The following is a 13,080-nucleotide window of genomic DNA, read 5'->3' as shown; positions in this document are numbered from 1 at the left end:
TAAATAGTTAATTTTTGCGGTACATTCGATGGCTAATACCTGTGAGTGAAAATATTGAGTTTTTAGCAAAGACTTTTTTACTAATGGTTGTTAACTTCGAGCCGATCATTAACGATTAGCCAATTCCCCGAAATTTGAGCCGGCAGTCATTCAGAGAAAATCTCTACTTATTCCTAGCGGTGTGCTTCTAGTTGCGCTGGTGAGGCGTTATAATTGCTCTGGCTGTCGTACTTGTAGATGTGAGCGTGAGAGTCACTCTCGAAAATATAATTGATGGAAGTAGCTCCATAGTATGCCAGCGCTAGCAGCGACAATAGATGAAGAACTCTATAAATTGGTTTCTCAGATACTTCGTTCATTTTGACTCCTACTTTTTATGCAAATAACTAATTTGGATACCGTGACGGCACTTTTTTTTTGAAGTTCCCAAACATCTCGTACTTCCAAAAATTTAGCTGGCTCGCGTTATACACTCCTGATGCCCGATCGCCAAAAATAAGTCGTACTTGAGACTTGAAACAGTTTTGGTTGCCTATTTCATATTGCAGTCTCTGCCTTGAATTGTCTATCTAACTGCGGTAAGAGTTAGGGATTTTGGGCGCAAACGAACTCTACAATTTCCTGCTTAGAGCTGCTACGATTTGAATAAAGGGATCCCGAAAAGCTTAAATGGCAAAGAGTCTAGCTGTTTTTCCACGCCTCGCCAGGATTTTCCCACCTTCGATTAATGGTACGCAGTGGTCGGAAGTAATGAAAATTCTTAAGTTGGTCAGCGACCGACGAAAATATGTCTGAAGTTATATTTTTGCAAGCAACAGGCCATGTTACATTACATATTTATTTTGAGCTTGGTTGATGTGGCAGATAATTTTTTAGTAAAAAAAAATTGCGGTCGTTGTTCGACAATGTGAGTCTGACAATTTTGCCGGAACAATTTTAACTGAAAGCATCCAGGATACCCGCCACGTGATTCATTCCGAAAGCAGACTCAGTACCCAGAAATAAAAAACCTGTATCCGATAAAGGAACCCCCGAATTTATCTCGCGCAAGTCAATGCTTCAAATCTAAAATCTAAAATCTAAAATCTAAAATCGCGCAATCGATTGACTGAGCCGCACCGTTAATTCACGATGTGACAGAAGAAAATTAGGCATCAGTCAATTGGAGACTTTGGCGTGATACGTGGGCTAGGGCGTGCGTCAATCTCGCTTAGTTCAACGATTGGAGATTTGAGATTTATGCCACAGATGAATCGGAGAGCTTGAACAAGATCCTAAAATTTAGGGCAGCAGCCGACTCCTGTCGGAAACTTGTATCCGTTTTTGGGCTGGATCAAAAAGCAGAAGGCAGAATTTGATAGCGGTAAAAAAATACTGTTTTAGGATTCAGAATTTTTATTTGATTCTACCTTCTAGCTGCATTTTTTTAGTATGAAACAAGATAAATTACTCGCTGCCAAAAGCGATGCACGCCGAATAATTTAGGAAGAGATAAGCGAGTGTGTTGAAGCCAGTTACTTCCAAAAGTTATTATATTTTTTGCTCGCATTGAGCTGTTTGTACAACAGACTTTTTGCTAGTAATTTGCAAAAGGGATAGGGGCAGAACAACAGGCCAAACCAGAGGGCCGATTATTAAGGCTATCCAAGATATCACGTCTTTTTTAGATGTCGCAGTATCATTCCAAAAACTTTTGAACCAAACAAGAAAAACGATTAAGGCAATAGAAAAGTAGCTAATCATTATCATTTTTTGACCTCCCTGTCTATAGATGGGATAGAAGTATTTATAATTATTGTATCTCAGGCGGTGGCTCGCCGATCGCAACTTTATGCCCTGAGCCACAAGCTGCAAGTGTCTTAAACCAAAAGTTTCACAGCTATGCAAGTCCATAGCCTGCAATGTTGAGCGGAATTACTCCTGCTGCGCGGCGGTATTGGAAACTTAAAGCCTTGCGTTCAGGGCTTTTCGAGGTTTTGTCAAACCTGGAGGCTACCACCCCAATCATAGCTTATGCGATCGAGGTATTGGGTTTGCTGTGATTTAAATCACGTATACTGGTAGACTTCGGTCACAAATCGAGCCAAGAACGATCGCACAGCTTAGCCGACTGCAATCACCCTACTCTTTTGTCAAATGCTCGATATTATAATAGTCGAGTTCAACGAGATTTCATGCAAGCTCTGACTTTAAAATCCGATCGGGCGATCGCTGAACTGTTCTATCAAGTCACCAATTCAGGCAATCTGACTCGCACTCAAAGCCACGGATTGCGCGAACTCTGCCAAAGCGCTCTCAGCGAAGATGCCAGAGATGCAGTCAACCGCCTGCTGCACGCCATCCGCCGCGGATGGGTCAGGATTTCCGATTAGTCTCCTCACACAAAAAGTTGAGATGAGTATTTTTACTTTCTCTCCTGTCAAGCTTTGCCAACAATAAGATTGAAGTGAGTAGGTCGATCCATTAACCCTCTCCAAAAAAAAATTGTAGTGCGATCGAAAAACTCGAACCGGTTTCTTGAAGAAGCCGGGATTTTTGATTGGAAGCAGCCAGTCGATTTTAGATTTTAGATTTTAGATTTTAGATTTTAGATTGACTTCACATATGAATCTGGGAGCTTGAACTAGAGCTTAAAATTTTGGATCGATGCCCACTCCTATCGGAAACTTGTATCTGTCTTTGGGCGGGTTATTAAGTATATCCACGGAACAAAGACCACACCAAGAAACTAGGTAAATGTAGGTAAAAGCGGGTTCCTAAACAGGCTAAAAGTTGTACCTTCAATTAAGCCATGCGATTTAGCTAGCAGTCATTAGTAATCTCTTAGGATCGCGAATTAAATAACTTACAATTTTAATTGTTATTGTGGGATGGGCGTCCTGCCCGTCATGAGTGGACGGGCGGGACGCCCATCCCACTTTCAAGAGTGGAAGTTATTTAATTCTCATTCCTTAATAGATAAATCTTAATTTATTTGTCACCGTTTCTTAACCAAAAGTAGAGATTTCGGAGTTGCCAAAAGCGAGAAATCGGGACGGGGTTTGTGTTTACAGTGCCAGGGCTATCGAGGAAATATCCGATCCCCTAGTCCGGCTGACACAAATCACTCATCAAGAGCCAATCGATCACATTTACTCCCGTAGTTGAATCACATAAATTTTGGAAAAATTAGTTAATACTGTCAAAAGTGAGTTCAAAAAAAAACACATGATGACAACCCAAACGCTGTTACCTCAATTTACTATTGCAGAGCTAGTCTTTCAGGTATATCACTCCGGTCTGCTGACTCCCACTCACCGACAACAGCTCAAGACAGCGCTGTTAAATGACTGTCTTACCGAAGAAGATCAAACAGCCATCAACCGCTTGCTCCACGCAGTTCGCCGGGGCTGGCTGAAAGTTGTAGATTAAACTCGGTGCTAAATTTTTTGCCACTACTCTTTAAATGCACTGTCACTTGAAGGCAGAATTAAATCCCCTTAAAAAAATTAGGCATTAGCCTAAATGTAGGGTGCGCCATAGGCACCCTGCCGTTTTAACTTCTATTTTCTCAGCTTATTTAGTCACAGATTGTGCCGTCAGGCATCATGGCCTCTCTCAGATTCGCTTCATCCAAATTAGTCCCACGCAAAGAAGCTTGATGCAAGTTTGCTCCCCGGAGATTTGCTCCCTTAAGGGAAACTCCGCTCAAATCTGCTTGATGGAGATTTGCACAGCTCAAGTTAGCTCCACTCAAATCGGCTCCCTTCAAATCAGCTTTTTCCAGATTTGCTTCCGTCAAATTAGCCCAACTCAGATTTGCTTGAGTTAGGTTAGCACGGCTGAGGTCAGCTTGTGTTAAGTTTGCATCGGTTAAATTTGCTTTGCTCAGGTTGATTCCGCAAAGCTTTACTTCTGTCAAGTTGGCACCTTGCAAGTTAGCGTTAACTGCATAAACTTGAATCAAAATTGCCCCCTGAAGGTTTGCATCTCTCATGTCTGCACCCCTGAGACTCGCCCCCGTTAAATCGGCTCCACTGAAGACGACACTCCGCAAGATGGCTCCGCTCAAGTTCGCTCCCACCGCCTCGCATTCGCCAAAATTAGCGGACATGAGGTTGGCTTGGGAGAGGTTGGCTTGACTGATATCTGCTTGATACAGATTAGCTCTGTATAGGGTGAGACCGATCGAATTTGCACCTTTTAAATTAGCGTGACTCAGGTCAATATCGCGCAAATTTGTCCTTGACATATTGGCACCGCTCAGGTCTACTTTGTGAAAAACCCGTTCTCCGGCTGCATACCGTCTGAGAAGTTCATCTGCATCCATGTCATTTTCCCCAAAATATTTAATAATACCTTTGATATTTAAATAATATTAGGAATGAGTGACCTTTACGTTTCTTGGGCTGAGTACCATCGGAAAATTGAGGATTTGGCTGTAAAAATTGAGGAATCTCAGTGGAAATTCGATCGAATTGTCTGTCTGGCGAGGGGAGGGCTGCGGGTTGGAGATACTCTGTCGCGGATTTTCGACAAACCTCTGGCGATTTTAGCGGCCTCGTCCTATGGTGGGGCCGAGGGAAATGTCCGGGGCGCGATCGAGTTTGCCCGCGATTTGACAATGGTGGGCGATAATTTGGGCAGCAGCATTCTCCTGGTTGACGATTTGGTGGATTCGGGAATTAGTTTAGAGCAAGGTATCGCTTGGCTCAAGAATCGCTACGGCGAGGATATTCAGGAAATTCGGACTGCTGTACTCTGGTACAAGGCTTGTTCTGTTGCAAAGCCGGATTATTATGTAGATTATTTGGCGGACAATCCTTGGATTCACCAACCTTTTGAAATGTACGAAAAGATGAGTGCGGCTGATTTTGCGGCACAAGTTGGGAGTTAGTCAATAAAAAACTAAAATCAGGTCAAGCTTTAATATGGTTTTGCCGATATTTTGCACTTTTTGGCATAGTCCGTCAGGGGTTGAAACCCCTGTCTCATAGCTAAAGTCCTCTGAAGAGGACTGGATATTTATCAAGGTTCGGCAGTCTGTTTCAACTCTGATATTGCACCAGTATCAGCAACAGGCAAGATGCCTGTTCCACAAAGAGTGAATTTTCTTGTGGAACAGGCATCTTGCCTGTTCCTAAAAGGCTTATTGAGAATGGTGCAAGATATAAGTTTCAACCGACTGTCTTCTATGAGACGGGGAATTTATTCACTCCTAGGGCTTGTGGGTAAGTACAAGTCGGCTGATAGAATTAGCGAACCGAAAGAATACGATCGCCCAATTCCATACTATCTGCCAAAACTTCCTGCCGCGCCCACCTATCCGCAGCCAAAATATCGTCTAAACCAGGACTTTCACAGTTATCGGCTTGATGTTTGTCGCACGCCTTCTCAATCAACTTCGGAATATCCAAAAACTGAATCTTCTCCTGCAAAAATAGCGCTACCGCCTGTTCGTTTGCCGCATTCAGCACCGCAGGCATCGAACCGCCCGCACGTCCCGCCGCATAAGCCAACTGCATACAAGGATACTTTTCGTGGTCTGGTTCTCGGAAAGTTAAATCCCCAGCTTTTACCAAATCGAGCCGTTCCCAATCTGTATGAATTCGCTCCGGCCAAGACAAAGCGTAAAGCAGCGGCAAACGCATATCCGGCCATCCCAATTGCGCCAAAACCGAGGTATCTTGCAACTCAATTAACGAGTGAATTATGCTCTGAGGATGGATGACAATATCAATGTCGTCATAATCCATTCCGAATAAGTAATGAGCCTCGATGACTTCTAATCCTTTATTCATCAAAGTAGCAGAATCGATCGTGATTTTCTGCCCCATCGACCAATTTGGATGTTTCAAAGCATCGGCTACTGTTACTCCTGCTAATTTGTCGATCGGCAAATCTCGAAAAGAACCCCCCGAAGCAGTGAGAATAATTCGCCGCAACCCGCCAACCATAACACCTTGGAGGCACTGAAAAATTGCCGAATGTTCCGAGTCAGCAGGTAATATTTTAACGCCGTATTTTTCGATTAAGGGGTTGACAACCGGGCCCCCAGCGATTAATGTTTCTTTATTGGCTAAGGCGATATCTTTGCCTGCTTTGATAGCCGCAATTGTTGGCAGCAAACCGGCACAGCCAACTATGCCAGTGACGACGGCTTGAGCGTCACCGTATTGGGCAACTTCGACAACGCCTGACTCGCCAGCAAGTAAAATAGGTTGAGGGTCGATGTCTGCGATCGCCTCCTTCAATTCCAGTAATTGATCTTCGTCGCAAATCGCAACAATTTCCGGTCGAAACTGGCGAATTTGCTGGGCCAGCAACGTTACATTTCGTCCGGCGGTTAACCCGACAATCCGAAATTGATCGGGGTATTGAGCTACAATATCCAGAGTCTGAGTGCCGATCGAGCCTGTGGATCCGAGAAGAGTTATTGCTTTCACAATTTTTTAAGGTTTTGTGGATTATTCTAATATTACGATTGCGGGGATAAAAATTAGTGGTTAACTATTGCGTGGAAAGCACATTCGATGGAATCATATTTTGAGTGACCGAAAGCATCCAGGATACCCGCCACGTGATTCATCCGTCCAGAAATAAAAAACCTGTATCCGATAAAGGAGCCCCCGAATTTATCCGTGGGGTCAATGCTTCGATCTAAAATCTAAGATCTAAAATCTAAAATCGATTGACCACAAGGTGCCAGATTTCATGCAGAATAGGGAAAATTTTGCTGATGACCGTGAGGACATCAGTGTCTCGATCGCCGAAAATATAGATGAAGGTCGATCCCAGCTACCGTCGAGTTTGGTTTGGGCGATCGCGACTGCTGCGGCAATTTTCTTGTTGTGTAGCAGTTTACGCCACGCTTTATTCCAATCAACTGCTTTCGATTTGGGAATTTTTGACCAAGCAATTTACTTAATCAGCCAAAACCAAACGCCTTTTTCTTCTTTAATGGGGATTCATATTTTGGGCGATCACGCAGCGGTAATCTATTATCCGCTAGCTTTGCTGTACAAAATTTACCCAGATGTGCATTGGCTGCTGTTGGTACAAGCAGTTGCATTATCCCTGGGGGCTTGGCCTACCTGGAGTTTAGCGCGTTTGGCAGGTTTGAATCAAGAACAATCCCGTGCGATCGCATTGATTTATTTGCTCTATCCGGTGGTATTTAACATCAATTTATTTGATTTTCACCCGGAAGTAATCGCTTTACCCGCACTTTTTGCCGCAATTTTGGCAGCGCGTTTAAATAAAATTGTGTGGTTTTGTACCGCTATTGTGTTAGTTCTCAGTTGCAAGGCGGTTTTGTCCATAACCGTTGCTGCTATGGGTTTCTGGCTGTTTTTTTGCGAAAAAAAGCAACGGTACGGGGCGATCGCACTTTTGCTAGGTGCAGCTTGGTTTTTGATAGCTTCCCAGAAAATAATCCCCTTCTTTAGCGGCAGCGAAGTCGCTGGAGTCGGGCGCTACAGCTATTTAGGAAAATCCGTACTAGAAATTATCATCAATCTCATATTAAAACCACAGTTAGTATTAGGAAAAATTCTTTCCTTCGATACATTCAAATATTTATTTCTCCTCACCTTACCTGTGATTTGGCTGCTATTGCCATTTTCGGGCAAACTACGGATACAATATCTAACAGCGCTAATTCCTGCCCTCCCTACCCTCCTGATCAATATCCTCTCTGACTTGCCATTTCAACGCAGCTTAGCCTATCAGTATTCAGTACCTGTAATTCCCTTTTTATTTTTAGCAGTAATCGCGAAGGAAGAAACCAGGAAGAGGGAAGAAATAAAAGGCAACAAGGAAGAAGATCAAGCAAATAAGCAACAGTTTTTAACAGGGGTGAATCTGCCACAAATTAAAAACTTCCGAATTTCTCAACTTTGGCGGGGAATTCAATTGCCGAGAATCATGATAATTTGGTCATTACTAATTTTCCTATGTCTGGGCGAATATAAAGATTTTTATCTGTACCTAAATAGACTAGATACCTGGCAAGCTACACGCGAAGCAGTCGCACAAGTCCAACCCCAAAGCAGTATTTTAACCGATAATAGACTTGCCCCTCACTTTGCCCATCGCCCAATAGTAAAATTGCTTTCACAAATTTCGCCCCAAACAAATTTAGCTGAATTTCAATACATATTATTAAACCTGCGCCATCCCTGGCCTGATACTGAAAAACTTGGTGATACCTTAGCAAAGCAACTGAAAAAGTCTCCCGATTTTAAATTAACTTATCAAAAAAACGAAGTTATGCTATTTAAACGAATCGCTGATTAAATAATAAAATGCGAACTTTAAAATTCCTAAAAACTCATCCAGTATTTTTAATGATTGTCGTGACAACGATAGTCTTATTTACCGCCAGCAGCGCGCGGCACGCTTTGTTTCAGTCAACTGCATTCGACTTAGCAATTTTTGACCAAGCAATTTATTTAATCTCCCAAAATCAAACGCCATTTTCCTCTTTAATGGCAATCAATATTTGGGGCGACCACGCCGCTTTTATTTTCTATCCACTAGCTTTACTTTACAAAATATATCCAGATGTTCACTGGCTTTTTTTAGTACAAGCTGTTTCCCTAGCTTTAGGCGCTTGGCCGAGTTGGAGTTTGGCACGTCAAGCCGGATTAAACGAACAAAAAGCAATTGCAATTTCAGCCGTATATCTGCTTTATCCCGCAGTATTTAATGTCAACCTCTTCGACTTCCACCCAGAAGTAATTGCTTTACCAGCATTGCTAGCAGCAATCTTAGCCGCGAGGCTGAATAAAACCTTGTGGTTTTGTGCTGCTATTGTATTAGTTTTGAGCTGCAAAGCCGTGCTATCTTTAACTGTGGCTGCGATGGGTTTGTGGCTGTTGTGTTTTGACAAAAAACGCAATTGTGGGCTCATAGCTCTCTTTCTAGGCGCGGGTTGGTTTCTGGTAGTTACTCAGGCAGTTATACCGTATTTTAATCAGGGAAGAGAACACGCGGGTATCGGGCGATATCAATATTTGGGAAACTCTGTTTTTGAAATTGCTATTAATTTAATAGTGAAACCAAATCTAGTTTTAGGGCGTTTGTTTTCTTTAGATACTTTTGGATATTTAGCGTTATTGCTATTACCTATAATTTGGTGGCTGTCCCCGCGTCATCTGTCATCTTTAATTAGTGCTGTGCCGATGTTGGCGATGAATATTCTTTCCGATATCCCCGCTCAGCGGGATTTAATTCATCAATATTCTGTGCCGATATTGCCGTTTTTGTTGGTGGCCGTAATTTCCAGTTTGGCAGCTACCAATCAGCAAAAGGGAAAAACAATATTTGAGAGATTGCCACTTCCTAATTATCCCTTGCCTAGAGTCATTGTAATTTGGTCGTTGATTGCTTTCTTAGCTTTAGCGAAATACGGCTATTTTTGGACTATTTATTTAAAGGGGATCGACACTTTGCCGGCTACCAAAGAGGCAATTTCTCTTGTAGAAACCAAAGGCAGTGTTTTAACAACTGCTCAGATTGCTCCGCACTTAGCGCACCGCCCTGTAGTAAAATTAACTCAGGCTAACACGCCGCCTGCAAATCTCGCAGAATTTGATTATATATTGCTGAACCTCAGATATCCTGGCTGGATGAGCGATCGAGATTTTGTTAATAACTTAGTAGCTCAACTAAAAAACACCCCTCAATTTCAACTAAAATATCAGCGAGACGACATATACCTATTTACTAAGAGTCATTAGTCAGCAGTCATCAGTCATTAGTCATCAGTCAGTAGTCAACAGTCAACAGTCAACAGTCAACAGTCAACAGTCAACAGTCAACAGTCAACAAATTCGCGCTAATCCTCCACTTTCACAGCCCTTCTTGCCAACTTCACGTAAGTTTTCACAGTTTCATAAGGCATTTCCAAATCAGCAGCAATATCCAACAAAGATTCCCCGAATTCCCGGCGCGCCAAAATCGTTGCCCAAGTTTCAGCAATCTCAGCAGCGCGACTTCCACCTTTACGCTTTCTGTGCGCCATAAACTTCTTTGTCAATTCCTCTATTCGCGCCGCCAAGACGCTTTGTATCGACACTTCAGGTAGCGCTTTTGTCAACCATTGTACTCGCGTTTGTCCCAATCCAAAAGTTGTTTTGTAGCCGGTGCCGAAGTAAGGCGCTAACCGCCCCAAAGCATAAAATAATTGTACAAAATCAGGACGATTGTGAGCAGATCGCCCTAGCCCAAATTCCACAGCCCCAGTGAATCCCGTTACCATGCCTTTTTTGCCCGCCGCTACCTTTTGCGACTCCAATTTGTGGCGGCTAATAATTGCATTTTCATCAATCCAATTCAAAAATTCTGTTTGGTCAAAATTTACCCCAGAAAAGTTATTCCAGCGACGCAAATAGCTGTGAAAAACATTTTCGGGAACTGGCAGAGGGAAGTGATGGCTTTTGCTACGAAAGCTTGTAGGAGTCACAAAACTAAGTTTGATGGTTGGCGAAAATGGGGGTTTTGCTGTTAATAATTGCTGGTAAGTTGTGGGAGCAAAAGCAATATCCCAAGAGCGAATTAGCAGCGGAGCATTTCGCAAATCTATCTCTTCGGGCAAATTTTGCAGCCACTGACTCAGCCACTGCACTACTGGCTTTGAAAGTCCTGTTACGTACCAGCGATAAATTCGATCGCCCAAAAGCTGAAATTCTTTGCCACCGGGGAGCAAATCACCTTCCAATCCCGAAAGAGTAAAGGCTTTTTCTGACTGTTCATCGCGCAAAAGTTTCGATAAATCCGGGTCAGTTTGTTGTACTTGACCTAAAAACCAAGCGTGCAAACCTATAGCATACTGCGCGTACAGATGGCTAGCAGCACGGGGAGTCAATTCAAACACTAATCCGACTAACTCGGTGTCAGCCGGCCAAATCAGCCCAGAAGGAGGAGATTTTTTGCTGTGGGTGCGGTTCGGGGAAGTTGCCATCAGATGCCGTGCCTATAACCGTCACAGAAAGAGTGCCGTGCTATCTTATCCGATTTTTATCCCCTTTGGGGGATGATAGTTGAGGGCGATCGATCGCCCAAATCTTTTGGCAGCTCCAAAAACCGGGTCTACCGCCAGTTTCCCGCACCCTCCGGGATAGACAAAAACCACTAAAAAACCAACAACCTAAAACTCAATCTTTGTCAAGGTTTTCTTCCTTGTAACTAAACAGAAATATACCAGTGTTTAAAATCACATTCTGCGCTACAATTGTCAAAAGCTCGTAGCATCCTCAACTCCGATCCTAAACTATGAACACAACAGAAAAATCTAAACTCTCCAACGAAAAAACTTTGGAGGCGATGAAGAATTTCTCCGAAACCTACGCCAAGCGCACGGGAACTTACTTTTGTTCCGAACCTTCCGTCACTGCTGTCGTGATAGAAGGACTAGCAAAACACAAGGATGAACTAGGCGCTCCCTTATGCCCTTGTCGCCATTACGAAGATAAAGAAGCCGAAGTAAAAGCCGCCTACTGGAACTGTCCCTGCATTCCCATGCGCGAGCGCAAAGAGTGTCACTGTATGTTATTTCTGACGCCAGATAACGATTTCGCTGGAACTAATCAGGAAATAGGAATGGATCAGATTCAAGCTGTCAGAGATACTATGTAATCGTTTAAGTAGGCGGTCGTGAAATGGCAGGAGTTTGGAAAACAGGTCGTTATTTTTCCTATTTTTAAGACTTAGCTATTTAAAAGAAATCGATCGCCGCCTACTCAAACACGCATCCGCCATCGAAAATCGCGAATCTCCAATCAAATGACAGAGGAAATCCCGCTCGAATTTTGGCAAGGTATCGAACAGTTTAACAGCCAAGAATTTTACGCTTGTCACGATACTTTAGAGGCTTTGTGGATGGAAGCCGGCGAGCCGGAAAAAAGGTTTTATCAGGGAATATTGCAAATTGCGGTCGCGCTTTATCATTTAGGAAATCAAAACTGGCGCGGTGCGGTAATCTTGCTGGGAGAAGGAATAAATCGGCTCAGTTATTATCAGCCGAGTTATGCCGGAATTGCCGTTGAAGAGTTGCTCGGACAAAGTGCTAAACTTTTGAGCGCTTTGCAACAAGCTGGCCCGGAAAAAGTAGCAGAATTTGTGCCGTTGTTCGCAGGTACAGAAGTTGCAGGCTTGCAATTGCCACGAATTATCAAAGTAGAAGGTGAAACCCGATTGAGAAAAGGAGATTCCAACGGTAGGTAAGAAGGGTGGGAAAATCGCGGTATTTTCAGGTTATACCATATGTTGTACAGCAGATGCGATACAATTATAAGTTGTGCTGCTTAGGTTGTTGATTTCAGTAGTTTGAGGTTGCCTTGAAGCGGTTTCCATCAAGTTTAAAAAGTATGGATATAGTTGAATTTCGAGGCATTTCGTTTGTTGTAGCGACTCCACCGCTACAGCCCATCTCTATTCAAGATTTATCTGCGATTGAGGATTGTCTAGGCTTTCTATTTCCGGAAGATTACCGTGCGTTCGTGAATACATTAGGACTGGGCGAAACCGACCTGAGCATAAGAACACTTCCTCCACAGGAAATTTTGGATAGCTATCTTAGTGAGGTTCGTGGTAGATTGTCTGGGGACTGGTTCTGGGCTAAAAATCCCGATGTACTTACACAAGCTCAAGCTATTGAGTGTGTCCCATTCTTTGATAGCCCTAGCGGTGACGATATTCTGTTCCATCCATCTGACCTAAATCGTTGGTTCATTTTGCCTCATGAAGGAGAGGAAGCCATTGTTGTTCACTCTTTTCAGGAACTCTGTGATTTCTATTTGCGAAGATCTAATGATTTGCAACCTCCCTATAAGTTCTACGGTTATGATGATATCTGAAAAAAGGTGGGAACGATCGCCACACAATAACGCTCATGCACACCAACCCCCGAAAGTTGATCGGTTGTGATGCAAAGTCTATCTGCGGTGTGCGATGGACGACGTTGCATTTTTCACCGACAGGTGAAATGCGATCGCGCTAGGGATGCGGAGCATTATCGCCCGCAACTTCGGACGATCGATCGCCAGCTTTCCCTATCCTAGAAAAATACAGCCCCCGCGAATGCTCAAATGAGATGGA

At 43.4% G+C, this 13,080-nt stretch carries 13 protein-coding genes; 9 read left to right on the top strand and 4 right to left on the bottom strand.

Annotation, left to right across the window (positions count from 1 at the left end; genetic code table 11):
• Positions 1-173: 173 nt before the first annotated feature.
• Entirely contained in the window at positions 174-359 is a 186-nt protein-coding gene (locus QUA88_RS01470; RefSeq protein WP_333056490.1) for a hypothetical protein, read from the bottom strand.
• Positions 360-2,174: 1,815 nt separating this feature from the next.
• On the opposite strand from QUA88_RS01470, the gene QUA88_RS01465 reads away from it, so the two are divergent.
• Entirely contained in the window at positions 2,175-2,372 is a 198-nt protein-coding gene (locus tag QUA88_RS01465; protein ID WP_333056488.1) for a hypothetical protein, read from the top strand.
• 838 nt (positions 2,373-3,210) lie between these two features.
• The gene (locus QUA88_RS01460; RefSeq protein ID WP_333056545.1) at positions 3,211-3,411 is read left to right on the top strand and encodes a hypothetical protein; all 201 of its coding nucleotides are present in this window, start codon (positions 3,211-3,213) and stop codon (positions 3,409-3,411) included.
• Positions 3,412-3,559: 148 nt separating this feature from the next.
• Here the strand turns inward: QUA88_RS01460 and QUA88_RS01455 are convergent, their stop codons facing one another.
• Positions 3,560-4,309 (bottom strand): pentapeptide repeat-containing protein, encoded by a 750-nt coding sequence (locus QUA88_RS01455; RefSeq protein WP_333056487.1) that lies wholly within the window; start codon positions 4,307-4,309, stop codon positions 3,560-3,562.
• A gap of 54 nt (positions 4,310-4,363) precedes the next feature.
• Here QUA88_RS01455 and QUA88_RS01450 point away from each other — a divergent pair, with 54 nt between their 5' ends.
• Complete coding sequence (locus tag QUA88_RS01450) at positions 4,364-4,876, top strand: phosphoribosyltransferase family protein (protein ID WP_333056486.1); 513 nt, start codon at positions 4,364-4,366, stop codon at positions 4,874-4,876.
• 358 nt (positions 4,877-5,234) lie between these two features.
• Here QUA88_RS01450 and dxr read toward each other — a convergent pair whose 3' ends face one another.
• Positions 5,235-6,425 carry a 1-deoxy-D-xylulose-5-phosphate reductoisomerase gene (gene dxr, locus QUA88_RS01445; protein WP_333209211.1) on the bottom strand — a complete coding sequence of 397 codons (1,191 nt, stop codon included), beginning with the start codon at positions 6,423-6,425 and terminating at the stop codon, positions 5,235-5,237.
• A 268-nt stretch (positions 6,426-6,693) separates the two neighbouring features.
• On the opposite strand from dxr, the gene QUA88_RS01440 reads away from it, so the two are divergent.
• Together QUA88_RS01440 and QUA88_RS01435 are read left to right on the top strand one after the other, a co-directional pair.
• Complete coding sequence (locus QUA88_RS01440; protein ID WP_333233573.1) at positions 6,694-8,277, top strand: DUF2079 domain-containing protein; 1,584 nt, start codon at positions 6,694-6,696, stop codon at positions 8,275-8,277.
• An 8-nt stretch (positions 8,278-8,285) separates the two neighbouring features.
• Positions 8,286-9,722, top strand: a complete 1,437-nt coding sequence (locus QUA88_RS01435; protein WP_333269848.1) for a DUF2079 domain-containing protein — start codon at positions 8,286-8,288, stop codon at positions 9,720-9,722.
• Positions 9,723-9,820: 98 nt separating this feature from the next.
• On the opposite strand, the gene cas6 is transcribed toward QUA88_RS01435, so the two are convergent.
• Positions 9,821-10,945, bottom strand: a complete 1,125-nt coding sequence (gene cas6 / locus QUA88_RS01430; RefSeq protein ID WP_333153313.1) for a CRISPR-associated endoribonuclease Cas6 — start codon at positions 10,943-10,945, stop codon at positions 9,821-9,823.
• A gap of 311 nt (positions 10,946-11,256) precedes the next feature.
• On the opposite strand from cas6, the gene QUA88_RS01425 reads away from it, so the two are divergent.
• The 4 genes from QUA88_RS01425 to QUA88_RS01410 all read left to right on the top strand — a co-directional run bounded on the left by QUA88_RS01425 (position 11,257) and on the right by QUA88_RS01410 (position 13,043).
• Entirely contained in the window at positions 11,257-11,619 is a 363-nt protein-coding gene (locus tag QUA88_RS01425) for a ferredoxin-thioredoxin reductase catalytic domain-containing protein (RefSeq protein ID WP_172186333.1), read from the top strand.
• A 147-nt stretch (positions 11,620-11,766) separates the two neighbouring features.
• Entirely contained in the window at positions 11,767-12,207 is a 441-nt protein-coding gene (locus QUA88_RS01420) for a DUF309 domain-containing protein (RefSeq protein ID WP_333269845.1), read from the top strand.
• 143 nt (positions 12,208-12,350) lie between these two features.
• Complete coding sequence (locus QUA88_RS01415; RefSeq protein WP_293249699.1) at positions 12,351-12,839, top strand: SMI1/KNR4 family protein; 489 nt, start codon at positions 12,351-12,353, stop codon at positions 12,837-12,839.
• 66 nt (positions 12,840-12,905) lie between these two features.
• Entirely contained in the window at positions 12,906-13,043 is a 138-nt protein-coding gene (locus QUA88_RS01410; protein ID WP_333234112.1) for a hypothetical protein, read from the top strand.
• Positions 13,044-13,080 lie beyond the last annotated feature (37 nt).

It is taken from the genome of Microcoleus sp. D3_18_C2, from assembly GCF_036702395.1.
Classification (GTDB): Bacteria; Cyanobacteriota; Cyanobacteriia; order Cyanobacteriales; family Microcoleaceae; genus Microcoleus.
Note: the sequence above shows the minus strand (reverse complement) of the source record. Positions and strands in the feature narration are given on the sequence as shown.